This is a genomic window from Brevundimonas sp. ABV4_179 (genome assembly GCF_056311945.1).
Map to the genome: position 1 here is coordinate 1,105,402 of NZ_CM149976.1, position 26,463 is coordinate 1,131,864.

At 66.8% G+C, this 26,463-nt stretch carries 20 protein-coding genes and 1 pseudogene; 12 read left to right on the forward strand and 9 right to left on the reverse strand.

From position 1 onward, the window contains the following. Window positions 1-228 precede the first annotated feature (228 nt). The 3 genes and pseudogenes from ACYX4P_RS05390 to proA all read left to right on the forward strand — a co-directional run. Complete coding sequence (locus ACYX4P_RS05390; RefSeq protein ID WP_191554966.1) at window positions 229-1,563, forward strand: tyrosine-type recombinase/integrase; 1,335 nt, start codon at window positions 229-231, stop codon at window positions 1,561-1,563. 148 nt (window positions 1,564-1,711) lie between these two features. Beyond that, complete coding sequence (locus ACYX4P_RS05395; protein ID WP_191554967.1) at window positions 1,712-3,052, forward strand: hypothetical protein; 1,341 nt, start codon at window positions 1,712-1,714, stop codon at window positions 3,050-3,052. A gap of 294 nt (window positions 3,053-3,346) precedes the next feature. Further along, window positions 3,347-3,640: pseudogene (proA, locus tag ACYX4P_RS05400) on the forward strand (glutamate-5-semialdehyde dehydrogenase); the annotation flags it as partial. A 97-nt stretch (window positions 3,641-3,737) separates the two neighbouring features. Here the strand turns inward: proA and ACYX4P_RS05405 are convergent. From ACYX4P_RS05405 to ACYX4P_RS05435, 7 genes are all read right to left on the reverse strand, one after another. After that, the gene (locus tag ACYX4P_RS05405) at window positions 3,738-6,167 is read right to left on the reverse strand and encodes a membrane-bound PQQ-dependent dehydrogenase, glucose/quinate/shikimate family (protein WP_039247742.1); all 2,430 of its coding nucleotides are present in this window, start codon (window positions 6,165-6,167) and stop codon (window positions 3,738-3,740) included. A gap of 283 nt (window positions 6,168-6,450) precedes the next feature. Next, complete coding sequence (locus tag ACYX4P_RS05410) at window positions 6,451-7,806, reverse strand: IS1380-like element ISKpn23 family transposase (protein ID WP_003168745.1); 1,356 nt, start codon at window positions 7,804-7,806, stop codon at window positions 6,451-6,453. A 68-nt stretch (window positions 7,807-7,874) separates the two neighbouring features. Then, the gene (locus ACYX4P_RS05415; protein WP_354040120.1) at window positions 7,875-8,723 is read right to left on the reverse strand and encodes a hypothetical protein; all 849 of its coding nucleotides are present in this window, start codon (window positions 8,721-8,723) and stop codon (window positions 7,875-7,877) included. A 127-nt stretch (window positions 8,724-8,850) separates the two neighbouring features. Next, the gene (locus tag ACYX4P_RS05420) at window positions 8,851-10,287 is read right to left on the reverse strand and encodes an aldehyde dehydrogenase family protein (protein ID WP_191554969.1); all 1,437 of its coding nucleotides are present in this window, start codon (window positions 10,285-10,287) and stop codon (window positions 8,851-8,853) included. Between the two features lie 31 nt (window positions 10,288-10,318). After that, on the reverse strand, window positions 10,319-11,965 hold the full coding sequence (locus tag ACYX4P_RS05425; RefSeq protein ID WP_191554970.1) for an acetolactate synthase large subunit: 1,647 nt from the start codon (window positions 11,963-11,965) through the stop codon (window positions 10,319-10,321). Between the two features lie 569 nt (window positions 11,966-12,534). Then, window positions 12,535-13,200, reverse strand: a complete 666-nt coding sequence (locus tag ACYX4P_RS05430; protein ID WP_224761173.1) for an SDR family NAD(P)-dependent oxidoreductase — start codon at window positions 13,198-13,200, stop codon at window positions 12,535-12,537. Beyond that, the gene (locus ACYX4P_RS05435; RefSeq protein ID WP_291537832.1) at window positions 13,092-13,568 is read right to left on the reverse strand and encodes a hypothetical protein; all 477 of its coding nucleotides are present in this window, start codon (window positions 13,566-13,568) and stop codon (window positions 13,092-13,094) included. The genes ACYX4P_RS05430 and ACYX4P_RS05435 overlap by 109 nt, the downstream gene beginning before the upstream one ends. A 338-nt stretch (window positions 13,569-13,906) precedes the next feature. Here ACYX4P_RS05435 and ACYX4P_RS05440 point away from each other — a divergent pair, with 338 nt between their 5' ends. Further along, complete coding sequence (locus tag ACYX4P_RS05440) at window positions 13,907-14,539, forward strand: hydrolase (RefSeq protein ID WP_191554971.1); 633 nt, start codon at window positions 13,907-13,909, stop codon at window positions 14,537-14,539. Window positions 14,540-15,148: 609 nt separating this feature from the next. Here ACYX4P_RS05440 and ACYX4P_RS05445 read toward each other — a convergent pair. Continuing rightward, a complete protein-coding gene (locus tag ACYX4P_RS05445; RefSeq protein WP_314524912.1) occupies window positions 15,149-15,556 on the reverse strand; it encodes a thermonuclease family protein in 408 nt (135 codons plus the stop codon). 110 nt (window positions 15,557-15,666) lie between these two features. On the opposite strand from ACYX4P_RS05445, the gene radC reads away from it, so the two are divergent. From radC to ACYX4P_RS05465, 4 genes are all read left to right on the forward strand, one after another. Further along, complete coding sequence (gene radC / locus ACYX4P_RS05450; RefSeq protein WP_354040116.1) at window positions 15,667-16,359, forward strand: RadC family protein; 693 nt, start codon at window positions 15,667-15,669, stop codon at window positions 16,357-16,359. Window positions 16,360-16,366: 7 nt separating this feature from the next. Further along, window positions 16,367-17,314 carry a DUF7146 domain-containing protein gene (locus tag ACYX4P_RS05455; RefSeq protein ID WP_291537380.1) on the forward strand — a complete coding sequence of 316 codons (948 nt, stop codon included), beginning with the start codon at window positions 16,367-16,369 and terminating at the stop codon, window positions 17,312-17,314. Between the two features lie 4 nt (window positions 17,315-17,318). Further along, window positions 17,319-19,385, forward strand: a complete 2,067-nt coding sequence (locus tag ACYX4P_RS05460; protein WP_291537379.1) for a ParB/RepB/Spo0J family partition protein — start codon at window positions 17,319-17,321, stop codon at window positions 19,383-19,385. A 140-nt stretch (window positions 19,386-19,525) separates the two neighbouring features. Further along, complete coding sequence (locus tag ACYX4P_RS05465) at window positions 19,526-23,800, forward strand: strawberry notch-like NTP hydrolase domain-containing protein (RefSeq protein WP_291537378.1); 4,275 nt, start codon at window positions 19,526-19,528, stop codon at window positions 23,798-23,800. Between the two features lie 13 nt (window positions 23,801-23,813). Here the strand turns inward: ACYX4P_RS05465 and ACYX4P_RS05470 are convergent, their stop codons facing one another. Next, window positions 23,814-24,194, reverse strand: coding sequence for a hypothetical protein (locus ACYX4P_RS05470; protein ID WP_291537377.1), 381 nt, complete (start codon window positions 24,192-24,194; stop codon window positions 23,814-23,816). Window positions 24,195-24,381: 187 nt separating this feature from the next. On the opposite strand from ACYX4P_RS05470, the gene ACYX4P_RS05475 reads away from it, so the two are divergent. The 4 genes from ACYX4P_RS05475 (at window position 24,382) to ACYX4P_RS05490 (ending at window position 26,154) form a co-directional block, all read left to right on the forward strand. Next, window positions 24,382-24,738, forward strand: coding sequence for a single-stranded DNA-binding protein (locus tag ACYX4P_RS05475; RefSeq protein ID WP_066629722.1), 357 nt, complete (start codon window positions 24,382-24,384; stop codon window positions 24,736-24,738). Window positions 24,739-24,774: 36 nt separating this feature from the next. Next, window positions 24,775-25,194: a single-stranded DNA-binding protein gene (locus tag ACYX4P_RS05480; RefSeq protein ID WP_291537376.1), complete on the forward strand. Its 420-nt coding sequence runs from the start codon at window positions 24,775-24,777 to the stop codon at window positions 25,192-25,194. Between the two features lie 123 nt (window positions 25,195-25,317). Next, window positions 25,318-25,791 (forward strand): GcrA family cell cycle regulator, encoded by a 474-nt coding sequence (locus tag ACYX4P_RS05485; protein WP_291537375.1) that lies wholly within the window; start codon window positions 25,318-25,320, stop codon window positions 25,789-25,791. Between the two features lie 141 nt (window positions 25,792-25,932). Continuing rightward, on the forward strand, window positions 25,933-26,154 hold the full coding sequence (locus ACYX4P_RS05490; protein ID WP_291537374.1) for a hypothetical protein: 222 nt from the start codon (window positions 25,933-25,935) through the stop codon (window positions 26,152-26,154). Window positions 26,155-26,463 lie beyond the last annotated feature (309 nt).

Below are 26,463 nucleotides of genomic sequence, written 5' to 3' on the forward strand. Positions count from 1 at the left end.
GAGGAAAGAGGGAGACTGATGGTGGAGCTTAGCGGAGTCGAACCGCTGACCTCTTGCATGCCATTAGGATAATGTTCCTATTTCATGCCTTTTCAGGTCATCTCATTCTGTTCCAACTTACGGAAAAGATTGTAGAAATCCTGTTTTCCGGTACGATGTGCAAATCGCGGAAACAGGTAGCAAATCGCACTTTCTGCTACCCATACGCTACCTTTTTTGGGCCGTTCGATGCCGAAACTGACGAAGAAACTGATTGAAAACCTAGAACCCGCAGCCGCCGAGTTCTGCGTGTGGGACACCCAGGTCACAGGCTTTGGAGTTCGCGTCAGGCCCGGAGGCGGACGCAGCTATGTCCTCTTTTATCGACTGGGAGGCCGGTTCCGGAAGCTCACCCTTGGCAAGGCCGACGGAGGGTATGGTCTTGATGAGGCGCGTGACCGGGCGATCGAGAAACTTCAGGACGTGAGGGACGGGGTCGATCCCCAAGCCCAGAAGGTCGCCGACAGGAACGCGCTGACCGTGGAAGCGCTGACCGACCTCTATCTCGAGCAGGGACCCGCGCTGAAGCCGAATAAGAAGGACTCAAGCTGGGAGACGAACCGCATCATGTTCGATTGCCACATCAAGCCGCTGCTCGGCCGGCATCTCGCCCGCGACGTCACCGCGATGGATGTGTCGCGGATGCAGTTCGACATCTCTCAGGGCAAGACGGCCAGAAACGTCATGCTTGGACACCGTCGTCGGTCGAAGGTGAGGGGCGGCAAGCGCGTGGCCGCGATGGCGGTGATCACGCTCGGGGCGGTCTACGAGTTCGCGATTAAGGCCGAGTATCTCCAGAAGAACCCGACCAAAGGCGTCGAAAGGTTCAAAACGATCCGAAAGGAGCGATACCTATCCGAGCGGGAAATTGCCGCGCTCGCCGAGGCCTTGGCGGAGTTTGAGCGCGAGGACGAGCGCTACGCCGTCATGGCCGACTCGGTGCGCCTGCTGATGCTGACCGGGTGCCGCAAATCGGAAATCCTGACGCTGCAATGGGACTTCGTCGACTGGTCCAAGGGCTGCCTGCGCCTCCCCGAGTCAAAGACTGGGGCCAAGGTCGTGCCGCTGGCCGACGATGCGATCGCGGTGCTCCGGCGTCGTTGGGACGAGACCCGAGCTCCCGAGGCGTCGAGGGGCCACAACTCGGGGGACACGACGCCGGCGCTTGGCACGGGATCGCCCTGGGTGCTGCCCGCCCTGAAGGGAGACGGCCACTTCGTCGGCCTCCCCAATCTGTGGACCAAGGTCAAGGCAAGAGCGGATGCGATCCTGCATCGGCGGATCCACGACCTGGGCGGCGACCTTCGCGAAGTCCGGTCATTAACGACCGTCCGACTCCATGACCTCCGGCACAGTTTCGCGAGCTTCGCCATCGCGGATGGCGCGTCACTGTTCCTCGTCGGAAAGGTTCTCGGCCATAAGCAGGCGAGGACGACCGAGATCTACGCGCACCTGAGCGATGATCCGCTGAAGCTTGTGGCGAACAAGACGGCAGCGAGACTGAGCCAGGCCATGAGGTTCTAGCCGCTGCTCTATCATTGCCGCTTAAGCACCCTCCCTTACAGCTCCCAGCCGACAGTTAGACGGTCGCGGCCCGGAGGCAACAGGCCACTCACCCTCCGCCAACGAGAGGCCTCTTGCCCCGCCACAGCTTTAACGTTGATGGTGGGCTATGCCTTTCCCCGACCCAAACTGGATCGCGCCGCGCACGGGCCACGATTGGCGTGACGAAGACGTGCGCGCCGCGGTCGATTGGCTGAAAGGCTTCGTGCCGGTCAGTGAAATGGAGGGCCGGCTTGAGGTCCAGCGCGCTCACCTTGCGTCGGCGCTCGAAGCTTGGAAGCGAGGCCAACACGCCGATCCCTTTGATCCATCCGACGCCGCGGCGTGGTGGATCGTCCAGGGCGAGGCCTTCGCCGCCAACCGCGAGAGCTTCGTGCCGGACGCCATGGTTCGGTCTGTTCCCTACCTGAAGCGCCTCGGCCTGGAGTTGGGGCGATTGCGGGCGATACCGGGTGCCGAGGACCGGGCCGCGCGCCTGATGACGGGCGATCGGCGCCAGCCCGAGCCCGGCATTTATGAACTGCTGGTCGCCCTAGCCTGGAACAGGCATGGCTGGGACACCCGGTTCGTACAAGAAATCCGTGGCGGACCGCCGACCCCGGACTTGCATGCCTCCCGGGGCACTCGTCGCTGGGCCATCGAATGCAAGCGCCTCATGCCATCGGCCTACGCCATCAAAGAGCGTCAGCTTGGCTTGGCGCTCGCTGCGCCCGTCCATCGCCTGAGGGAGCGCCTGGACACGTCCTTCATCCTGACAATCGACTTCAAGGTCGAACTTCAGGACGTCCCGCCCGACTATCTCGTAAACCGGGTGGAGACGGCCCTTCGCGAAAAGCGGGCAGTCTGGTCCGATCAGGTCTCGGACGGTGCGATCGCCGCGCCGACCTGGCATCTGGCGCGCCGGGTCATGGCCCATGACGACGTGTTCTACGGGTCGAGCCGGATGATCGAACTGGTCTCCGGCAACTACGATCACGAAGCCGACCACAGCTTCTCGGCCCGGTGGCGCCCGGCGAAGAAGCGGCCAATCTACGCCCATACCATCTACCGTGTGAGCGTTGTGACCTGGACAAGTTCCTCGCCCGCCGCCATCCGGCACAAGGCCAAGCACTTCCGGCAGGTGGTTGCGAAGGCCGAGCGGCAGCTGCCGGCCGACCGGCCTGGTGTCGTCCACGTCGGCGTCGAGACCATGGGCGGACGCGACGTGAACACCGTCAGGCACGTTCGAAACATGGTAGAGGCCCACCAGTTCACGCCCGACAATCCGCGCTTCCGCTGGGTATACGCCAACTACTTGCGCCCTGAACTGACCACGGATCGAAATGAGACCTGGGCGCTGACGGAGTCGATGGCGCCCTACCGTATCGGCCGGCACGCGACGCCGTGGCCGCTTCCGGATCATCTCTTAGTAAGCGAGGAGGCCGAGTCGAGTCCTGGTCTTCGGTTCTGACCGGGGATGCGGATCGTATGAGCGCGCACCTAGGTCGATGTTTTCTTCGTTCCTGGTTTCAAGGCAAAGGTTCCGGCAACCACGCCCGCAGCAATGGTCGCGCTAGAAGTTGTGTCCAGATGGAGCATCGCCTCGCACGCCTTTAAAGGGGTATACGCCGACCCAATCATGGCCGTGATAAATGCCGACACTGGAGAGGCGGTTCAGGATGCCAATCTTGCCCTCGTCACTATCCTAGACGGACGCCTCAAGGCGGAGCGCGGAGCTTTCGATCAGTCTATTGCAGGTTTGACGATCAGCTCGGCTCTTGTCGATTCCGCTGTGCACCACATCGCCCGCTACGGCTCGGGCCACACCGAGGCTATCGTCACCGCCGACGCCGAGGCGGCCGAGCGTTTCGCCGCCCAGGTCGACAGCGCCATCGTCCTGGTCAACGCCTCCACCCAGTTCGCCGACGGCGGTGAGTTCGGCTTCGGCGGCGAGATCGGCATCTCCACCAACCGCCTGCACGCCCGCGGCCCCGTCGGCGCCGAGCAGCTGACCACCTACAAATACGTCGTCCGCGGCCAGGGCCAGATCCGGCCGTGACAGCAGGAAGCCGGAGACGTCTCCGCCTCCGGCTCCTCGCCGTTCACCTCATCCGGGCCTCAAGCCGCGCGAAGCGCGATGGGCCCGCAGAGCAATCCTATGCTCTGCCCTCGGGCAGAGCATAGGCGATCACATAGTCGCCTTCCGGCGTCTCCATGAAGTGATGGCCGCCGGCCATGATGACCAGGTATTCGCGGCCGTTCTGCTCGTAGATCATGGGGTTGGCCTGGCCGCCCGCGGGCAGGACGTCGGACCAGACGGTCTTGCCGGTCTCGATGTCGATGGCGCGGATCAGGTCGTCGGTCGCCGCGGCGATGAAGATCAGGCCGCTGGCCGTCACCACCGCGCCGCCGTTGTTGGGCGTGCCGATCTCCAGCGGAAGCATCGAGGGGATGCCCCACGGGCCGTTCTTGCGCGCCGTGCCGAACGGACGGTCCCACAGGGTCTGGCCGGTACGCATGTCGATGGCGGTGATCCCGCCATAGGGCGGCTCCTTGCACAACAGGCCCGTCCACTTCACGCGCCAGCCGGCGTTGACGTCGATGGCGTAGGGCACGCCGATCTGCGGGTCGCCGGCGCCTTCGCCCTTGGACAGGCTGCCGCCGCGTTCGGCCGCTTCCTTCTGCTGGGCGATGTAGCGCGGGTCGTCGCGCGGGAACCAGCCCTTTGCATTGGCCTCGGCGCGCGGCACCAGCCGGTTGTAGTTGGGCATGTCGTTGTAGTTGGCCACGATCACGCCGCGCACGGGATCGACCGCCACGCCGCCCCAGTCCGAGCCGCCGTTATAGCCCGGATAGTTGATGTAGTGGTTGGTCGAGGGCGGGGTGTAATAGCCTTGATAGTTCGCCTTCTTGAAGTTGATGCGGCAGAACATCTGGTCGATCGGGGACATGCCCCACATGTCGGCCTCGACCAGGTTCGGCTTGCGCAGGGTGGCGAACAGCGAGAACGGCTGGGTCGGCGAACGCTGGCCCTGTTCGGTCCCGCCGGTGGTCGGCACCGGCCGTTCCTCGACCCGGTGCAGCAGTTGTCCGGTGGCGCGGTTGAAGACGTACATGTCGCCTTGCTTGGTCGGCACCAGCAGCGCCGGTACCACGCCCGCCGCCGTCGGGAAGTCGATCAGCGTCGCCTGCGAGCCGTGGTCGAAGTCCCACACGTCGTTGTGGACGGTCTGGTAGTGCCAGCGCGGTTTGCCCGTCGTCACGTCCAGGGCGACGATGGAGGTCGAATACTGCTTCTCCAGCGGGCGGCGCGAACTGGACCAGTAGTCGGCCGAGGAGTTGCCCATCGGCAGATAGACCAGACCCAGATTCTCGTCGACAGAGGCCGTCGTCCACATGTTGGGGGTGCCGGGCGTATAGGTCTCGCCCTCCGGCGGCAGGCCGTTGCGGTCCGGACGCATCATGTCCCAGGCGAAGCGCAGTTCGCCCGTCTCGACGTCGAAGCCCTGGATCACGCCCGAGGCGTTCCACCGCTTCTGGCCGTCCAGAACCTGGTGGCCCGTGACGATAACGCCACGCACGATGACGGGCGCCGAGGTGATCGACACCATGCCGGGATAGGGGTCGCCCATGCCGACCTTGATGCTGACCGCGCCGTTCTGGCCGAAGGCCGGGCACGGACGCCCGGTGCGGGCGTCCACGGCGATGATGCGGCCGTCCAGGGTGCCTTCGATGATCTTGACCGCGCAGGGTTCGGCCGGATTGGCGTTCGCCCGGGCATGATAGGCCACGCCGCGGCAGGCGGCCGTGTAGGGAATCTGGTCGTCGGCGACCTGCGGATCATAGGTCCACTTCTGCTGGCCCGTATTGGCATCCAGGGCGAACAGCTTGTTTCGGGCCGAGCACAGATAAACGGTGTCGCCGATCTTCAGCGGCGTGGTCTCCGCCCCCCACCGCTCGCCGGGCAGGTCGCCGGTGCGGAAGGTCCAGGCGCGTTCCAGGCGGCCGACGTTGTCCTTGTTGATCTGGGTCAGCGGCGTATAGCGCTGCGCGCTGTCGGTGCCGCCCCAGGCGGGCCAGTCCGCGCCCGTCTTCAGCAGGGCGGGATCGTTGTAGCTTCCGCGCGCGCCGGGCACCGGGTGGTCGATCTGCGCCTTGTTGGCCTGGGCGATGACGACGCCGAAGATCAGGGTCAGAACCGCCAGACCGGCCGCCGATCCGGCGGCCAGCCGCCCCGCGCCGCGCCGCAGCGCCGGCAGGGTCGCGATGACCAAGAACATCAGCACCAGCGGCCCGACCAGGCGCGGCACCAGGGCCCAACCGTTCAAGCCCTTTTCCCAGAAGGCCCAGATCAGCGTCGCCAAGAAGGTCGCGGCGTATATCCACGCCCCACGCACGTCGCGCAGCACCAGCAACACGCCCGAGGCGATAAGCGCCAGGCCAGCCAGGACATAGTACCAGGAGCCGCCCAGAGCGGCCAACTGCACCCCGCCGACGGTCAGGATCAGACCGATCACGGCCAGCAGGACGCCGAGAAGCAGGGTCAGCCAGCCTCCCAGACGGGTTGGCGTTGTCCATCGTGGCATGAGAGCCCCCTGAAACTGCGGATCAAGGAACGGCAACGCTGTCTCAGAGGCGGAGTTCCAAACATACATTCCCCAAGTGGCATGCCGTCTGACGTGAGTTTCGCCTGAATCCGACCGCAGGACAATCATTTTCCGTCCCGAGCGGCGTCGTCGGGCGCGCAAGGCGCTGAGACAGGGCAGATCGGCCCGCGAAGCCGCCGTGTTGTGCCCTGGTGGCGGTGTTTTTCAGCGCAGCGGACAGACCCATCCTGCCGTTTTCGTTCAGTTTGGGCGTGGATGGCGGTCATGCGCATAGCGGAGGCGCTCGCAATCGGCGGATGGCGGCGAGGATGGCGCGGACCATCGGACCGGTGACGGCCACCTCGGCCAGCTGGAAGGTGATGGCGCGGGCATGGCGGACGACACGTGCCCCGATCTTGATCAGCTTCAGTTGCAGGCTGGTCAACGACCAGTCGGCCATCGTCTCGGGCAACTCGATGCAGCGCAAGAAGATGGCCAGGTTGTAGGCCAGCGCATGCAGTTGCAGTCGCACCTCATTGTCGCGGAACTTCCGGCATGACAGCCGCGTCCAGTGGAAGGCATATTTACCTTCCTTGATGTGCTGCTCGGCGGTGCCGCGCTGGTTATAGAACCGCACCACCCAGTCGGGCTCCATCGGCAGGTTGGTGACGATGAAGCCGACACGCGGGAACAGTTCGCCCGGATGCCATTCGATCTTGGCGATCACCCGGCGTTCCTTGTCCCAGGATGCCGCCTGATACTCGAAGTCTTCGTAGAAGCGCTTGACCTTGGTCAGCGAAGGTCGCCCGACAGGGCGCGTCAGCCGATGCGCGATCTTCTCGCGCAGGACGTTGTTCGCAGGCAGCCGGATGGCGTAGAAGAATCGGGCTTCTTCCAGCCGCTCATAGATCGCGGGGATCGCGTAGGCGGCGTCAGCCCGGAAGAACCGGCCGCAAAGGTCGCGCTCCGCGTAGCGGGCGATGACGGGGTCGAGAACGTCCCGCCAGCCATCGGCGCTGTGGACGTTGCCATGGCGCAAGGCGCAGCGCTCCAGCATGCCGAACTGGTTGAACAAAAAGTTCGGGTGATAGCAGGTGCAGTCGAAATGCCCGTTCCAGGCCGCGCCCTCCTGATCGCCATGGGTGGGGCTGACCGAACTGTCCATGTCCAGAACGATGTACTTCAGCCCGTTACGGTCATGGAACCGGTCGATCCATTGGCCATTCAGGTCGGCCAGCGCGGCACGGTTCTCGGGCTGTGCCAGTGTCTCGGTCTCGAACCGTCCCATCTGCGAGGCCGAGGCCGCTTGCGCATCGACAGCCCTTCCACCCACGACCTGGCGCATCACCGGATCGAGGGCCAGGCGGTCGGCGTCGTTCACATCCTCGTATCCGGCCAGTCGCCCGAACACCGATTGCCGGAACAACCCGTCAAGCCGGTGGACCGTGTTCTTGCCGCGCCGGGTGTCGCGCAATGCTTTTGCCGCCAGATCGGACAGCCCGAGCGCGTCATCCAGCTCGCGCATCACCAGCAGGCCGCCGTCGGAACTGAGCTGCGCACCTCGGAACTCCACATGCACCCGGCGGTCGAACTCGACCCGATCTGCCCGCTTCGAACCCGCACCCTCTGGGTGATCCATCAAACGCGCCCCTCACGGCCATCAACACCATGATTTATATCGGAAATATTGAGATCCTGACAGCAAAATCAGCGATTTACTTGGGGAATGTGGGTTAAAGTACCTAGCGCGGGGAGGGCGGATGCCGCGAGCGGGGGGAGCCCATTGACGAAGAGTTCTCCAGTTTCCTTTCCAAGACGAAATACGCCTTGGAAAAGCTCACTAACCGCAGCCCATTGGGTTTCAAAAGGGCGTCCTGCGCGGGCCAAACGCAGCAGGTCGCCGAGTTCCCGATGGAGCCTGTGGAGAGCGTCGATCTCCTCCCACAGAAGCGGTTGAGATGCGTTTGAGGCTCCCGGAATGCTCCGATCACGGATCAGCCGTTCCAGACCTTCAAGAGCAATCGGCGCTAGCCGGACCACTCGTTGCGCTCGCGCTGTAAGCGGCATGTCAAAGTTATCGAACGGCTCATCCTCTGAGGAAGAAGGAGTTGGCTCGATCGCTACAGGAAGACTGCCTGGGAGGGGTGCAAATGGCGTGTCTTTGGGTTTGTCGGGCCAAAAGGTGCGAGCGTAGTTTGTTGATCTCGGGCGAAAAACGAGCTCCATGTATTCGCCGAGGGGTTCAAATGCCTCATGCACGTGGGCGATCTGCTCATCAATCGAAAGGCCAGTTCTGGCCAGATATCGCGTGAGCGCCGGCAGGTCCGCGCTGTCTTCGACGAAGTCTGGCACAAGGTCGGACATACCGGTGTCGCGCGTAAAATGCCGCCGGAGAAATGCGTAGGCGGGCTCGAGATTGACGCTTGGTTCGAGCAACGCGGTTTCGATAAGGTCCGTAAAAGCGAGCAGAAGATCCCAGTGGTCCTCAGGCATGTCTTCGACAGCCAACGTAAACCGCCCCATGTTCCGTCCTCGTATGGTGATGCGCTCCACCATACTTCGGAGTCGCAAGAGCGAGCTTATCCGAAGAGGCCGCCAGCCACGATCCGATCATCCAGTCGTCGGCCAAAGCGTCTCTGCCCCTGGCTTCCGGACTTCAACGCCGGATGTGGAGCGATGGCGACTACCCGTGCCTTCTGATCACCAGGTTGCGGATTTCGGTCATGTCTTCCATGGCGAACTTGACCCCCTCGCGTCCCAGCCCTGAATCCTTGACCCCGCCATACGGCATGTTGTCCACGCGATAGCTGGGAACGTCGCCGATGAGCACGCCGCCGACCTCCAGCACCTCCCAGGCCCGCATCGCCTTGTGGATGTCGCGAGTGAAGATACCGGCCTGCAGGCCGAACCGGCTGTCGTTGACCTCTTCCAGCGCAACCTCGAAATCGGAGAAACGGGACAGGATCGCGACCGGCCCGAACGCCTCCTCGTCGCGGATCTTCAGGCCCCGACCTACGCCCTCCAGCAGCGTCGCTTCCAACATCGCGCCCTGACGGCCGCCGCCGCACAGTAGGGTCGCGCCCGCAGCGGTAGCCTCGGCGATCCAGCTCTCAAGCCGGCGCGCCTCCCCCTCGTCAATCATGGGGCCGATGAAGACGTTCTCGTCCAGAGGATCGCCAGAGACGAGCGCGCGGACCTTGGTGACCAGCATGTCCCGCAAGGCCTCGTAGATGTCCTCGTGGATCAGGATGCGCTGCACGCCGATGCACGACTGCCCCGACTGGTAAAAGGCCCCGAAGATGATCCGGTCCGTGGCGTCCGCCAGATCGGTATCGCGATCGACGATCACCGCAGCATTGCCGCCGAGCTCCAGCACCACCTTCTTCTTGCCGGATCTGGCCTTGAGGGCCCAGCCCACCTCGGGCGAGCCCGTGAACGAAAGCAGCTTCAACCGGTCGTCGGTGGTGAATAGATCCGCGCCGTCGCGGGTCGCCGGCAGGATGGAGAAAGCGCCTTTGGGAAGGTCGGTCTCGGCCAGCACCTCGCCGATGATCAAGGCGCCCAGCGGCGTCCTCGACGCAGGTTTCATCACGAAGGGGCAGCCGACGGCCAGCGCCGGGGCGATCTTGTGCGCCGCAAGGTTCAGAGGGAAGTTGAACGGTGAGATGAAGGAGCAGGGGCCGATCGGAACGCGCTTCCACATGCCTTGATATCCTTTGGCGCGGGCGGAGATGTCCAGCGGCTGGACCTCGCCGGTCATGCGCACGGATTCCTCGGCCGCGATGCGGAAGGTGTCGATCAGTCGGCTGACCTCGCCGCGCGAGTCCCGGATCGGCTTACCGGCCTCGATGCACAGGGCATAGGCCAGTTCGTCCGCCCGTTCCTGGAACCGAGTCACGCAATGGGCGAGGACCGCCTGGCGTTCGTAGGCCGCCATCTCGGCCATCGGACGCGTGGCCTGAACCGCCGCGCCGATGGCCTTGTCGATCGTCGCCGCGTCGGCCAGGGCGACCCTTGTCGCCACCTCGCCGGAGTATTTGTTGGTGACCTCGAGGTCCTGGTTCGGGCTCAGCGCCTCATTGGCCAGGTAGAGCGGATAGGACGTCTTCAGGGAGGGCAAAGGATCGCTCCGGCATAGGCTGGCGGTTGACCTAGAGCGCGGCGCTCAGGTCACGAATGTCAGTGTTCAGAATACGGTCGTTGTCGGCATAGTCGACCGGAACCTCCACCAGATGGACGCCCGGCGTATCGAGGCAGGCCCGCAAGAGGTCTGGCAGGCCTTCCGCGCTGGTCGCGCGGTGCCCGTGTGCTCCGTAGGACTCGGCGTATTTGACGAAGTCCGGATTGCCGTAGGTCAGACCCCAGTCGGCAAAACCCATATGCGCCTGTTTCCAGCGGATCATGCCGTAACTGTTGTCGTTGAGAACCAGAACGACCAGGTTGAGCCCCAGCCTGACGGCGGTTTCCATCTCCTGGCTGTTCATCATGAAGCCGCCGTCGCCGCAGACGGCCATGACCTTTCGCCCCGGGCAGATCATGGCCGACGCCATCGCCGAGGGCAGGCCGGCGCCCATGGTGGCCAGCGCGTTGTCCACCAGCATGGTGTTGGGCATGTAGGCCGGGTAGTTCCGGGTGAACCAGATTTTGTAGACGCCGTTGTCGAGGCAGACGATGCCGTCGTCCGGCATCACCTGCCGGATCTGGTCGACCAGGTATTGCGGATAGACCGGATAGCGCGTGTCACCCACCGAGGCGGCGGAATGCGCGATCTCGGCGCGCCGGAACCGCTCCATGTCCGCGAATGTCCAGTCGGCCTGCGGGTCAAGGGCTTCCTTCAGCTGCCAGATGGCGTTGGCTATGTCGCCGACCACCTCGATCTGGGGGAAATAGACAGGATCCACCTCGGCTGTGCGGAAGCCGATGTGGATCACGTCGCAACCCTCGGCAGTCATGAAGAAGGGCGGCTTCTCGATGACATCATGGCCGACATTGATGATGACGTCCGCCGCATCGACGACGCGATGAACGAAGTCGCCTGACGAAAGAGCGGCGCAGCCGAGATATTTCGGATTGCGCTCGTCGATGACGCCTTTGCCCAGTTGGGTGGTGATGAAGGGGATGCCGGTTTTCTCGACGAACTCGGTAAGCATCCGGCTGGTCATCTTGCGGTTGGCGCCCGCCCCGACGATCAGAAGCGGGGATTTGGCCCGCGCAATCCGGTCGGCCGCGATCTGGATCGACTTGGGGTCTGGAATGGGACGGCGCACCTGGCTCGCGGGGATCGGGCCGTTGTCGGTCTGTTCGCGGGCGACGTCTTCGGGCAGTTCCAGATGCGTCGCGCCGGGCTTTTCCTCCTGGGCCAGGCGCACGGCCTCGCGCACCCGGGCGGGGATGTTGTCGGCCGAGGCCAGTTGATGCGTGTATTTGGTGATCGGCCGCATCATGTCGACCACATCCAGAATCTGGAATCGTCCCTGTTTGGAGGACTTGATCGGCTTCTGGCCGGTGATCATCATCATTGGCATGCCGCCCAGCTGCGCATAGGCGGCCGTGGTGACGAGATTGGTCGCGCCTGGACCCAGCGTCGCCAGGCAGACGCCGACCTTGCCCGTGTGCCGGCCATAGGTCGCCGCCATGAATCCTGCGCCCTGTTCGTGGCGCGTGAGGATCAGCCGGATCTGTTTTGATCGGGACAGGCTGTCCAGAAGGTCGAGATTCTCCTCGCCCGGCACGCCGAATACGTATTCGACACCCTCCTGTTCGAGGCATGCGACGAACAGATCAGACGCCTTGGTCATGGAAACTCCGGGGTCAGGTGACGATCAACTCCCGGACTGGGGGGCCGGGCGTAGGTGGATCAACGATGGGGCGGTCAACCGACGCGCGATTGATCCTGTAGCTGGCGAACGGTGGCGCGGTCGCCCTGAAGCTCGACCGACTGCTGGCCGATCAGGTGGTTATACCGTCTCGAAAGTAGCGAGATAGGCGCTGAAGTGTGGACCGGCGTAGAAAAGGGATCCCGTTAGCTGTGTGGTCGGCGTCAATAAGGACCCCTGATCCCTGAAGCCTAACGGTGGCGGCTTGGCGGATAGCGCGCGCCGTTTGCTGAATGATCGGATCACGCTTCGCGGCCTGCTCGGTTGGCCGCAGAAAGCCACAGCCTTGCTTGCTGCTCCAAAGCAGACGTCGTGAAGCGCCGTTCTCAGTCCTTGAGGCATGGAGCGACCGGTAGGGATTCGATCCCAGAACCCGCGAGCCTTCCAACGCCAGATCGACGTTATAAACCGCTGCTCTGCGCCGCTACCGACGGCGTCGCCCGTGTCAACGCCCGCATCGGCAATGCGCCGATGCGGGCGTCTTTGACAGGCTAGGCGTTCGCGCCGCCGTCGACCGTTATAACCGTGCCGTTGATCATGCTGGCCGCCGGGCTGGCCAGGAAGGCGACGGCGTCGGCGATTTCGCGCGGGTCCGCATAGCGTCCCACGGACGACAGACCGCGCTGAAAATCGGCGCCTTCGCCGTCAGCCGGATTGGCCTCGGTATCGGTCGATCCTGGCGAGACGAGGTTCACGGTGACGCCGAGCGGACCAAGCTCCCGCGAAAGGCCGCGCGTGAAGGACAGTAGAGCCGATTTCGTCATGGCGTAGGCCGTCACCCCAGGGAAGGGGACCCGATCACCCAAGGCGGAGCCGATCGAGATGATCCGCCCGCCCTGACCGAGGTGCGGGATCGCGGCCTTGGAAAAGGCGACGGGTCCGCGAACATTCACGTCCATCAGGGTCTGGAATTGAGCGAGGTCCAGATCCGCGACGGGACCGGCTAGTCCGATGGCCGCGCTATTGACCAGGATGTCCAAGCCGCCGAGCGCATTGACCGTCTCAGCTACGGCGCTCTCGATGGCGTCGGTGTCGGCGCTGTCGGCCTTCACGGCGAGGCCGCGGCGCCCGACCTTCTGGATCGCAGCGACGACGCTGTCCGCGCGCTGCGGGGAGTTTTGGTAGGTGATGGCGACGTCCGCGCCGCGCTCGGCCAAGGCCTGAGCAATCGCAGCGCCAATAGCGGCATATAGCCCGGGGCCAGGACGACGGCGATGAAGCCGATATCGGTGGCGCTCACGGCCACGAGGTTGATCCACCAGCCCCGTGAACTGTTCCGCCAGTTCAGGACCACCGCGGCTACGATCGCTATCAGGGCGAAGCAGAGCAGGTTCCAGGCGTTCTGCAGAACTCGCGCGCGTTCCATGCCGTCCGCCATCTGCTGTCCGAGACTGTAGACCTTCCACGCCGCCTGAACGTGGAGCAGGCCCCAGATCACGTAGGCGACCGCGCCCGCCTTCGCCAGCCAGGCGGCGGCCGGGGCTGAGGAGGGGGGCGGGGCGGAGCGGGGGCGCTGAAGCGTCATGACGGTCTCTGGTCTCGTGTTGTCGCGCCGAAGCCTTCTTGGCGACCGGTGCTCGGGCGATGTCCGCACGGCGCCGCCGTGTCAGGTTTCCGCTCGTGACGGGGTTGCCAGGGGCGGGCCCCCGGGAAGGTCTAGCCCGTCGGCTGACCAGCGGCGGCGCCGGACTGGAGAACACTGAGTTCTCCCGGTCCAGGCGGACGGCGACAGGCGAGGGGGCTACCTTGACCCCATCGTCGCCTTGGCCGGGCTTCCCCCCAATCCCCCGACCCGGCCGGGCGTCGTCAGCCTGCGTGCTTGCGCGCAGGCGCATCCCGATCTCAACGCCAGGAGTATCTGTAATGGCTAGCGAACCCATCCGTGATCCGAAAACCGATCACCTCCTCACGCCGCAAAACTGCGCTTTTCTTCTGATCGACTATCAGCCGATCCAGGTCAGCTCGATCCGGTCCATCGGCCAGGAGGAACTGCTCTTCAACATCGTCCACACCGTCAAGGCGGTCGTGAATTACAACGTCCCGGTCATCCACTCGTCGGTGAACGTGGCGACGGGCCTCAACAAAGCGCCGATTCAACCCCTCATGGACCTGCTGCCTGACACGCCGGTCATCGACCGCACGACGGTGAATGCGTGGGAAGATGTGGAATTCAAGCAAGCCGTCCTCGCCACGGGCCGCAAGAAGCTGATCATGACCGCGCTGTGGACCGAGGTCTGCCTTGCCTTCCCCGCACTCGACGCACTGCGCGAAGGGTTCGACGTCTACGTCGTGGCCGACGCGATCGGCGGCACCTCCGTGGCGGCGCATGAGCTCGGGCTGCGCCGCGTCGAGCAGGCCGGCGGCAAGCTCATCAGCAAAACTCAGCTGTGGTGCGAGCTCCAGCGCGACTGGTCCCGCAAGGATACGGTCCCGGGCTTCATGGACGTGTTCGAGAGTTGGGACGGGTTCAACCCCGAAAAGAACGCCCACGTCTAAGAGTTCTACCGCTCCCGCGCCCTTCCGAGGGCGCGGGCGCGACGCCTTGGTCTCTCTTCCCGCCGGTCGGCGAGAAGAGAGGTGGGCGCGCATGCAGGCCGTCATCAGGACCTTCACCTGCAGGATGTCGCCATGGACGACGATCGGATTGCGGCAATATTCTTCACACGGGTGTTCCCATCTCCACGTGGTTGGGGGCCGAACCCAACGGCGCGACCGTGAAATGCGCCGAACATGTTTTCACAAAATCCGGGACGGTCGGTTCTACGAGCAGAACTTCCTGCTCGACGGAGCGGCGATACACAGGCAGCTCGTGGTGAACTTGGCGCTGTACAGTCGGTCGCCCGGGCCGACCGGCCAGCGTCGAACCTGAGTTATGGCTGAGCGCCTTGAGCGCCAGTCGGCAAGGGAGAATCGACGCTTCAGACGATGTTGAGGAGTGGCTCGGGCGCCGCGATCTAGCCCTGCGATGATAGTCGCTTGGCTGGAGTTGCAATGGTTTTCGTGACGTCGGAAAGGCCGGTCACCCGCCCGGTTGTCAGCTATAGGGGGCCGGTCGGACTCGATCCTGGAGGATCGCGCCTAGGCCGAGCGAACGCGCCGTCGGTCCTAGTTGCCGCCTTCGCGGCCGCCGGCTTCCCGCAGCAGGTCGCCAATCCCTCGCCCGTTCAGGCGACAGGCGGCGACGACGCGATCGTAGACGACGACCCGGCCGCTTCTGCCCCTGACCGCGACGCAGGTTAGCCTGCGCCCCCGCACCAGACTGGCCAGACGATCCCGGGCGCCGCGACCGGCCGGGCTGTTGAGTTCCGGGGCGTCAAAGTCCGACAGCCGCACCTCGATCCAGGTCGCCGGGTCCGCCGTGGAGCCAAGGCACAGGCCGTCGCCGTCCCCGACATAGCGGACCACCCCGGAGAAGGTTTCGCCGGCCCGGTCAGGCAGGCGGCCCTCGCACGGGTCGGCGCGGGCAGCGGCGGGGGTGAGGAGGAGGCCGGCGACAACGAGGAGCCATTTCATGGGCACAGGGTGAAGCGTGTCCGCCGCTTCGCCAAGACGCCGTCGATCGAAAGGGAAAGCGAGGGCGGCGGCGGGCGCTCCGATCAGGGAGCGCAGACCAGGAGGTCGCCATGAGATCGCTTCCCGACCGCGCGCCGGCATATCCGGCCCTTGCGGCTACACCCTCCTTCGCCGCCGAGCCGTCAACTCTCTCAAGTCTGGACGACCTGGCCCTGCTCGGCCTGCTGCTTGGGCGATGCCTGTCGGCGCCTATGGTCGGCGCCACCGCTGAGGCCCTCGTCGATCGGTTCGGGTCGCTCGGCGATATCGCCGCCGCCGAGGTCGCCGAACTCGGCCGGCTGCCCGGGATGGGTCCGGCGGCCATTCTGGATCTCAAGCTGTTGCGCGAACTGAGCGTGCGGCTGTCGCGGACCACGGCGTGCGCCCGCCCGGTCCTGTCATCCTGGAACGCGCTCACAGCCTATGCCCGGACGACCCTGGCCCATCTGCCCCGGGAACAGTTCCGAACCCTCTTTCTCGACCGCCGCAATCACCTCTTGCGCGACGAACTGGTCGCCGACGGCACGGTGGACCACGCGCCCGTCTATCCGCGGGAAATCATCCGGCGGGCGCTCGAACTGTCCGCCTCGTCCCTGATCCTGGTGCACAACCACCCTTCCGGCGATCCGACCCCGTCCCAGGCGGACATCGTCGTCACCCGCCAGATCATCGACGCTGCGAAACTGTTCGGCATCCAGGTCCACGACCATCTGGTCCTGGGGCGTCAGGGGACGGCGAGCTTCAAGCAACTCGGCCTGATCTGAGGCCGTCATGACCCTTCACCCCATCGTCGCCGCCCTGGGCGGCGACCTCTACCAGAGCGGGCTGCGCGCCAATGTGCCCGCGCCGGGCCACAGCCAGGCCGATCGATCGGTCTCGCTCCTCCTTTCCCAGGGTCGGGTCATCATCCACGGGTTCGGCGCGGCGGACTGGAGGGCCATCCGCGACCACCTGCGTAGTTCGGGTTTCATCGACGATACCGGGCGTCTCACGGGGGCGGGGCGCGCCCCGGTGTCGGCCCCGGCGCCGGACCGCCGGCGGCGCATCGAGACCGCCTCTCGTCTGTGGCATGACGCTCGACCGTTAAGCCCCTCCGATCCCGCGTCCCTCTACCTGCGACGCCGCGCCGTCCACGGCGGCGATGGGGCGCTCGACCTGCGCTTCCATCCCGCCGTCCCCGTCTCCATCTACCGGCCCGGCGGGCGTACGCGACCGGCCCTCGTCGCGCGAATCGTCGCGGCGGACGGGGGCCTGACGGCCGTCGAGGTGACCTATCTCGAGCCGAACGGCCTGGGCGTCGTCGGCCTCGCCGTGCCGCGCAAGACGGTGGGGGTCGTGCCGCCTAGCGCGGCGGTTCGCCTGTCGCCGGCGGCCGAGGAGATGCTGGTCGGCGAAGGGGTGGTCACCACCCTGTCCGCCATCGACCGCTTCCGCCTTCCCGGCTGGGCCCTGATGTCGGCGAACAATCTCGCGGCCTGGACCCCGCCCCCGGACGTCCGTCGCGTGCTGGTCGCCGCAGACCGGGGCATGGTCGGCGAGGACGCCGCCGCCCGCCTTAGCCATCGCCTCAGGACGCTGGGAATCCAGGTTCGGGTCTGGTGCCCCAACCCGCCGTTTGAGGACTGGAACGCGATCGCCCGCGGCGTCGCGAAAGGAGGAGCGAGGGCGCTCGGGGGCGCCGGAGCGGCGGGGATGGGCCCCGTCGCCCTGCGGAGATGATCCCATGACCGACCTCGCTCCCGTTATCACCCCTGTCGTTGTCGTCGAGCGCGACCGACGCACAGTCCGTCTCGGCGATCTGGGCATCGCCCGGGAAAACCTTCGTCACGACGAGCCGCCTGACGACGACATCCCCACGCTCGCCGCGACGATGCGGGCCGCCGGCCAGCTTCAGCCCCTGACCGTCCGCCCGGGTCGCGGCAGGAAGGAAGAGCCGTGGATGGCGCTCGACGGGCGCCGGCGCCGGCTCGCGCTCGGCCTCCTCCTCGAGGCCGGCGAGATCGGCGACGACCATCCCGTCGATGTCTTCGTCGAGACCGACCCGGCCCGTCAGGCCGCGGCGGTGCTTCTCACCAACACTGCGGTTCCCGTCCATGTCGCCGACATCATCGCGGCGATCGGCCGGATGCTGAAGTCGAAGCTGACGGTCGCGGTGATCGCCAGGGCGTTGGGCTATGCCGAGATCGAGATCAAGCGTCTGGCGGCGCTCGCCGGCCTGCCGTCCGCAGCGCTCGTCGCCCTGAAGAGCGGCCGCATGAGCCTGAAGCAGGCGCGGCTGCTGGCGCGGTTGCCGGACAAGGCCGAGCAGGAGGAACTCGCCGAGGCGGCCTTGGACGGTCACGGCTTCCAGGACTGGCGCGTTCTCGAGCGGCTCGACGACGCTCGCGTCACCGCCCGCGACCGCCGTTGCGCCCTCGTCCATCCGACCACCTACGGCGAGGCCGGGGGCCGCACCGAGACCGATCTCTTCGGCGAACTCGTCCCCGTCCTGCTCGACCCTGACATCCTGACCGATCTCTGGCTGAGGCGCGCCCGTGGCATCGCAGCCGTGTTCGAGGCGGAAGGCGTCGCCGTCCACGTCACCGCTGGCCCGGAGCCGGACCTGCCCGAGGACCTGGAGGCGCTCGGCTATGTCTATGGCGGATCCCTCCCGGCCGAGGAGATGGCGCGATATCGCGCCCAGCGCGAGGTCTTCAACGATCGTGTCGAGGCTGCGCGCCTGGCCTTGGCCGACCCGGCCCGACCGGACATCGCCGATCTCGCCATCATGGACATGATCCGCGCGCGGATCGCCTCCGACCAGACCGGCTGCGGCGGCCGCGTCGTGACGACGATGGTGATGTGGCCGGCGGCGGACACGGGCGTGGAGGTGCGCTGCTACACGCCGGAGGAGCCCGAGACCGACGACGATGAGAGAGGCGGGGGCGATCCGGTCCCGCGTGCGGCCGCCCCGCCGGCCTACATCTCGCCCGAGGTCGAGGCGCCCGAACCTGAGACCGAAGGGGTCAACCACGCCCTCCATGCGGCGCGCACCGACGTCGCCACGCGAGGCCTGATCCGGGCCCTGGCCGATGATCCGTCCGCCGCCCTGACGGCGCTGATCTCGCGCCTGTTCACGGTGATCGTCCTGCGCAGCCGCGTGGCCCGGTCGGAGTCGGCCCTGGCGATCGTGGCCACGGGGTTCAACCCTTCGGCCGGGAGGGTCATCGAGGCCCTCGACGGCGACGTCCGCCAGCGCCTCGACGATCGTCGCGCCGACTGGCAGGCCTCGGGCGAGACCGTGATCGCCTGGATCCATGGGCTGCCGCATGGCGAAAAGATGGGACTGCTGGCCGAACTCACCGCCGTCAGCCTCGACGTCCGGGAGGAGAAGACTTTCCAGATCCGCCGGGCAGCCCGGGCCGAGGCGGCGGAACTCGCCGCGCTGTGCGATGCGGACATCAGCCTGCACTGGACGCCCGATGCGCCCTTCCTGCAGTCCCATTCCAAGGGCTTCCTGCTGGGCATGCTCGAGACCATGGGCTCCGAGGACGAGCGCGCCCGGACCCTGAAGAAGACGGAACTGGTCGATTGGGTGGTCGAACAGGCGGCCACGCGGACCTGGGCCCCCGCGAGCCTGTCCTGGCGGTCCTCCGTCGATGATGGAGGCGCGGTCGCGGAGGATAGTCAGGGGGCGGAGGACGGTCCTTCCGATGCGCTGAACGACGAGGCCGATGACGATGACGATGGCGTCGGCGCCTTCGCCGTCACCGCCGCTGGCGAAGCCGCGCTCGACCCCGCCGCAGCCTAAACCTTCGCACACGACGAACGCGCCGCCTCGACCTCGGTCGGGGCGGCGTTGTCGTGCGGACCCGGAAAGGCGGGGGAAGGGCGGGGCGAGGCGAGCCTGGAGGACCGTGAGGGAGGCGCCCTCCGCTCCAGGTGATCCGGATGCCCGCCATGCCTGCCGCCTCGACCACCCCGTCCCTGTTCGCCACGCCTTCGCGGTCCGACCGATCGGCCAATGTCCTCGCCGCGGCGCGGGCGCTCGCCATCGCCCTTGCGCGGTCCCGGCCGCTCGACCGGCGTCTCGTCGCCGATGTCATGACCACCGCATTCGGCGCGTCGGACGCGGACGGGGCCTGGACCTGGCGCGACGCCTACGACGCCATCGAGGCCGGGACCGTGATGCAGATCCGGCGCCTGGCCCCCCAGGTCGCGAGGCTGGAAGACGCACCGGCCGAGATCGCCGCCCTCCTTGCCGGCGTATCCGCACTGGGCCTCACCCACAGCCGTCGCAGCGAGGAACAGGTCGCGCTGGACCAGTTCTCGACCCCGCCGCCGCTCGCGGCCATGGCGGTCCTGGCCGCCCAGGTGCGGCCCGGCGACCGTGTGCTGGAGCCCTCGGCGGGCACAGGGCTGCTCGCGGTGTTGGCCGAGGTCTGCGGAGGCGCACTGACCTTGAACGAGAGGGCGCCGGGCCGCGCCGGCCTCCTCGACGGCCTGTTCCCCCAGGCCGCGCGGACGCGGCATGATGGTCGCCACCTCGCCGACGTGCTGCCCGAGGCCGGCCGGTTCGACGTGGTTCTCGTCAACCCACCCTTCTCCGACCTGGAGGCTCACCTCGTCACCGGTCTCAAGGCTCTGGCGGACGGGGGGAGGATGGCGGCCATCGTGCCCCTGACGGCCCTGGCGGACACGGTGATGCGCCGCGCGCTCGAGGCGCATGGCGCCGTCGTCGGGGCGATCGCCTTTCCGGGCCGCGCCTTCGCCAAACATGGCACATCCGTCGAAACCGGATTGTTGGTCGTTGATCGCACGCCGGTGCGGACCTGGGATGGGCTCTTGCACCAGCCGGACGACTGGGACGCGATGACGGGCCTGATCCGCGGCCTGTCTCCGCGCGCCTCAGCCAGGCCGCGCGTCCGGATCGAGCTCGCCGCGACCTCCCTCCTCACGCCCAGGGACCGTGGCCTGGCTCTGCCCTCCGGCCGGCTTGGCTTCCTCGCGGGCGCGGCGCCGCTCGCCTATGCGGTCAAGGCGTGGAGCGGGGAGGGCCGCGACGTCGGCCTCTACCAGGCCCACGCCCTGGCGCGGATCGACCTGCCGGACCCGAGGCCGCATCCGTCCCCTCTGGTGGAGTCCGGGCCAATGGCCTCGGTCGCGCCCCCGGCGCCGACCTATCGTCCGGTCTTGCCGCCGGCGATGCGGGTCGAGGCTCGCCTCTCGGACGCCCAGACAGAGAGCGTCATCTACGCCGGCGAGGCCCACGGCGGGCATCTGCCTGGGCGATTCCGCCCGGCCGAGGCGCCGCACGAGGTCGTGCTCGTCCGGGACGATGCGGAGGACGCGATCCGGTTTCGCCGCGGCTTCTTCCTCGGCGACGGAACGGGCTGCGGCAAGGGCCGCCAGATCGCGGCCGTCATCGCCGACAACATGGGCCAGGGCCGCATGCGGGCCGTCTGGCTGTCGCGGAACGACGCCCTTCTGGAGGACGCTCGCCGCGACTGGGGCGCGATCGGCGGCGGGGCCCATGACATCGTGCCGCTTTCGAGCTGGAAACAGGGCGACGGGATCCGGCTGGATCGCGGGATCCTGTTCACGACCTATGCGACCCTTCGCCAGCCCGCGCGGGCCGCGCGCCCGTCGCGTCTGGACCAGATCGTCGCCTGGCTAGGGGAGGACTTTGACGGCGTCATCGCGTTCGACGAGGCGCACGCCATGGCCAACGCCGCCGGGGGTGGCAAGGGCGCGCGTGGGGCGAAGAAGGCTTCGCTGCAGGGCATGGCGGGTCTCGCCCTGCAGAACCGTCTGCCGAACGCCCGGATCCTCTACGTCTCGGCGACCGGGGCCACCACGGCCGAGAACCTCGCCTATGCGGGGCGTCTCGGCCTGTGGGGCGGGCCGGAGGCGCCGTTCATGACCCGCGCCGACTTCCTCGACGCCATGGACCGAGGCGGTGTCGCGGCGATGGAATTGGTGGCGCGCGAGCTCAAGGCGCTCGGCCTCTATGTGGCGCGATCGCTTTCGTTCGAGGGCGTCGAATACGAGCCGCTCGCCCATCCGCTGACGCCCGACGACATCGCCATCTGGGACGCCTGGGCCGACGCGTTCCAAGTCATCCACGCCAACCTGGCCGAGGCGCTGAAGGCCACCGGTTTGAATGACCCGGAGGGCAAGCCCAGGAGCGGACAGGCGGCCTCCGCCGTCCATTCCGCCTTCGAGGGCGCCAAGTTGCGCTTCTTCGGCCATCTCCTCGCCGGGCTGAAGGCCCCCAGCCTGATCGCCTCCATCCGTGACGACCTCGCTGCCAACCGCTCGGCCGTGGTCCAGATCGTCTCGACCAATGAGGCGGTGATGGAACGCCGGCTCTCCTCCATCCCGCCCGAAGAGTGGAACAATCTGTCGATCGACCTGACCCCCCGCGAATACGTCCTCGACTATCTGCGCGAGGCCTTCCCGATCCATCTGATGGAAGCGATTGAGGACGACAGGGGCGGGGTCACCATGGTCCCGGTCATGGTCGACGGACGACCGGCCGTCAGCCGGGAAGCCGTCGAACGCCGACAGGTCCTTATCACGCGTATGGCCTGCCTGCCCGCGGTGCCCGGCGTGCTCGACGCCCTCCTGGAAGCCTTCGGCACGGACGCCGTCGCCGAGATCACCGGCCGCTCGCGCCGGGTGGTGGTGCGGGACGGCCGACGCGTGGTGGAACGGCGCGGCGCCTCCGCCGCCCGCGCCGAGACGGACGCCTTCATGTCCGGACGCAAGCGGGTGCTGATCTTCTCGGACGCGGGCGGGACGGGCCGCAGCTACCATGCCGACCTGTCGGCGGAGAACCGCCAGCGTCGCGTCCACTACCTGGTCGAGCCCGGCTGGCGGGCGGACGCCGCCATCCAGGGGCTGGGCCGCAGCCACCGGACCCACCAGGCCTCGGCGCCCCTGTTTCGGCCCGTGACCACCGACATCCAGGGCGAAAAGCGTTTCACCTCCACGATCGCCCGGCGCCTCGATTCCCTGGGCGCGTTGACGCGCGGAGAGCGCCGGACCGCCGGGGCTGGTCTTTTCCGGGCCGAGGACAACCTCGAAAGCCCCTGGGCGCGCCGCGCCCTGCTGGTCTTCTACGGAGCTCTGGCCTTCGGCGAGCTGTCGTCCATGACGCTGGAGACCTTTATGGCCAAGACGAGCCTGAAGCTCCTGGACGAGGACGGCGGCCTCAAACCTTCCGACGACCTGCCTCCCATCCACACCTTCCTGAACCGGCTGCTGGCCCTGCGCATCGCCGATCAAAACGCCCTCTTCGACGATTTCGACCGCATCCTCTCCGGCATCCTGGAGCGAGCGGCCGCCTCGGGGGACCTGGATCGCGGCCTGGAGGACATCGAGGCCGAGGAGCTGGAAGTCGTCGATCAGGAGAGGATCCGCACCGATGTCGCCACCGGCGCCGAGACGGCCCTGGTCACCTTCGCACTGAAGGTGCGGCGCGAGATCCTCAACGCCGACGACGCCCTGAACCTGGCGGGTGACATCGCTCACCGGCTGGTGGTCAACGAGAGGTCGGGCCGGGCGGCGATAGCCGAGCTCGGCCTGACGACGGCCACGGACGACGATCGCCTGGTCACGGCAGTGCGGCTCATTCGTCCCGACGACCGCCAGACCCTGGCCGAGAAGGCCTTCGAGGAGTCGTCCTGGAAGCCTGCGATCGTCGAGGACTGGCGGCGGGCGTGGGACGAGGAGGTCGCCGGTACGGACCCGTGGCGTCGGCGCGAGCTGACCCTGGCGACCGGCCTGCTTCTGCCAATCTGGGGCCGGCTGCCAGCCAGGGGCTGTTCCGTTCGTCGCGTCCGCGCGCCCGATGGGCGGCGCTGGCTCGGCCGTGTCCTCAACGCCGTCCAGGCCCGCGCTCTGAAGGCCGCTCTCGGCCTGACGGACGTGAGCGAAGCCTGGGCCGACGGCTCGACGACCGGGGCAGCAGTGCTCGACCGAGGCGTCCAGCTCTCGCTGGAAGGCGGCCTCTGGCTAAAGCGGGCTCGCGTCATGGACCGCTGGCGCCTGGAGATCGTCGGGGCGCGCGCCGATCGCGACGCCCTGGTCTCGTTGGGCTGCTTCGTCGAAATCATCGCCTTCACGCCGCGAGTGTTCGTGCCCGTAGATCGGCCGCGGGTGGTCGAGGCGGTGCTCCGGCGTCACCCCGTGCAGACCATGCTCGACGGCGCCGCAGCCTGAGCGCCGGCCTGAGCTAGCCTTCGGCGTCTCGCAGGGGCTGTCGGCGACGCACGGTCTTCATCAGGTCTTCGTTCAACTTGGGCGGATCCCAGGCGCGGCCGCCCGGGATCGTGGCCAGGGCTTCGGGGAAACGCATGTAGGTGAAGACCCTGTCGACGATCTCGATCATCAGGGCCTTCATTTCCGGATCGGAAATCCGGCTGAGCTCGGCCCATGGAATCTCGCCGTCCGGCGTGATGACCACGACGTCGCTGAAGTCGCCCGTGCGCGAGACCGGAAACCGTCCGGCGTGGAGCGTCTCGAGTTCGGTGTTCCGGACGCAGATCTCCACGATCGCCTTGGACATCCGCGCCAGGTCGCGCGCGTCCTTGGCCGACAAAGGCTCCCGATCCATGCCGTCCCTCCTGGGTCGATCCCAAAGCGTCAGTCTAGCACGGGGGGGCTTGGCACGGGCATCACCTGACAGAGCAGACCGTCCGGGCGGAGGCCCGAACCGGAAAGTAACGGAGGAAGGGAGGCCATGGGTGAAGCGGGATGAGGGAGATCGGCTCCCCGGCGCTTCGGATCGACAGGAGACTGACATGCAATCCATGATGTTCACCGGGCGTCTCGCAGCGGATCCCCAGATCAGCGACGACTTCGGCAAGGCCGTGTTCCGGCTGCTCGAGAAGCGTGGCGTCGACGCAGCCGGCAAGGACCGGCTGGTCGGGGTCAACTGCGTCAGCTGGTCCAAGGGTCTGAACGAGAAGGTCATCGCTCGCGGACTGGCCCAGGGCTGCGAGGCCGTGGTCATCGGCGCCTTCATCGACACCACCTACACGGCCCGGGACGGCAAGGAGCGGGCGGCCAAGGAGTTGGTGATCAACCGGCTGACCGTCCTCGACTGGGCCGAAGGCCGCGACGCCTCGGTCGGCTCGCCCGACCGCGCCGCCGCCTGATCCTTTCAACCCCCTACATTCAACAGGAGACTGACCATGCAGACCCTCGTCATCGAAGGCTATCTGGCCGCCGACCCCTCCATCCTCTCCGCCCAGGGCTCGGGCAAGAAGCGCGCGAGCTTCCGCGTGCTGGAGACCACCCGCTTCCGGCGCGGCGACGGCACGCCGGGCGAACGCACCACCGGCTTCAACTGCGTCTGCTTCAACGAAGCGACCGCCGAACGCTACATCGAGCAGTACGCCAGGAAGGGCAGCCGGGTCGTGATCCAGGGCCATGTCGAGAACGACACCTGGACCGGCAAGGACGGGGTCGAACACTACGACCTTCGCCTGATCGTCGGCGACATTCGCCTCAAGAATCGGCGGGAGCGCGACGGCGAGGACGACGCGGCGGAAAGCCGCCAGGTCCAGGAACCGGCCGGCGGCTACGATTTGAACGACGACATCCCGTTCTGATCGGAGCGGCTCCCTCCCTGAACGGCCCGGCGCGCAAGCGTCGGGCCGTTCTTCGTCTGCCGGAGAAAAAGGAAGGGTGGGAGGGGCGAGCCGATCGGGCTCGTCGCATCGGGAGTCCCCCCAATGACCGCCTCCGCCTGGACCCAGGACCGTATCGAACGCTTGAAGATCCTTTGGAGAGAAGGAAAGACCGCCGAGTACATTGCTCACGAGCTTGCGCACGGCATCAGTCGAAGCGCCGTGCTGGGCAAGGTCTATCGCATGGGCCTGTCGGCCGGACGCGCCGCCGCGCCGCCGACGATGAAACCGCAGCCCGCCCGGGCTTTGACCTCCCGCGCTCCGACCCTGCCGGCCCCTTCGCCACAGGAGGGCCCGGCCGATGATTGTCCGGAGCCCCCGGAGACCGGCCGGGCGTCCCTCCTGACCGTCCGCCGCCACGACTGTCGCTGGCCTCTGGGAGATCCGGGCTCTCGCAGCTTCAGTCTCTGCGGACGGCCCGCCGTCCGCGGGGCCTATTGCGCGCCGCACGCCCAGATCGCGTATCGGCCTGCGCTTGAGACGACCCGCAGCCTTGAGCGGCTGGCGGGTCTGGTCTGACTGCCGTCCTGGCCATGTGGCCGCTGCAATCCACGTCTACACAAGCCCGAACGGCGGCCTCGACGAGGTCGCCGTTTGTCATTTGTCCGGCCGACCCCATCAAGCCGCCCGCTTTTCGGCCCCGGCCGCACAAGGTACATCATGGCGTCCCCCTCCGCTGAACTGAAGGTCGCCCGCCAGATCCTGGGCTGGGATGCGCTGACGATGGCGCGCGCACTACGTCTGGTCGGCACGCCGGAGAAGCTGGAGGCGCGCATCCAGGACATGGAGGCCGGAAAGCGCGACATCAGCGGGCCGGTCAAGGTCGCGATCGAGGCCTTCCTCAGCGGCTGGCGGCCGGCCGGATGGGTAGAGCCCGTTTAGGACAAGCAGACCGGCGGACGGTCTGCGGCGCTAGGCTGACGGACATGCCGATGTCGTAGGCATCGAGGAAGCTGATTGCGTTCCGGTCGACCGGGCAGCGTCGTCGGCTCGCCGACGTCGACGGGCAGGAAGATCGATGTCCATTCGTCCGCATCGGCGCGACGGCGCCGAGTTGTGTCGTCGTCGCGAAGAGCGACGACGACTTGCCCCCACACAACGCCCTCCGATCTTGTCACAGCACCCCGGAAGTCAACGGCTTCGCCTTATTCCCTCCACGGAGGGCAAGCGGCCCTCCGCTCCGGTGACTGT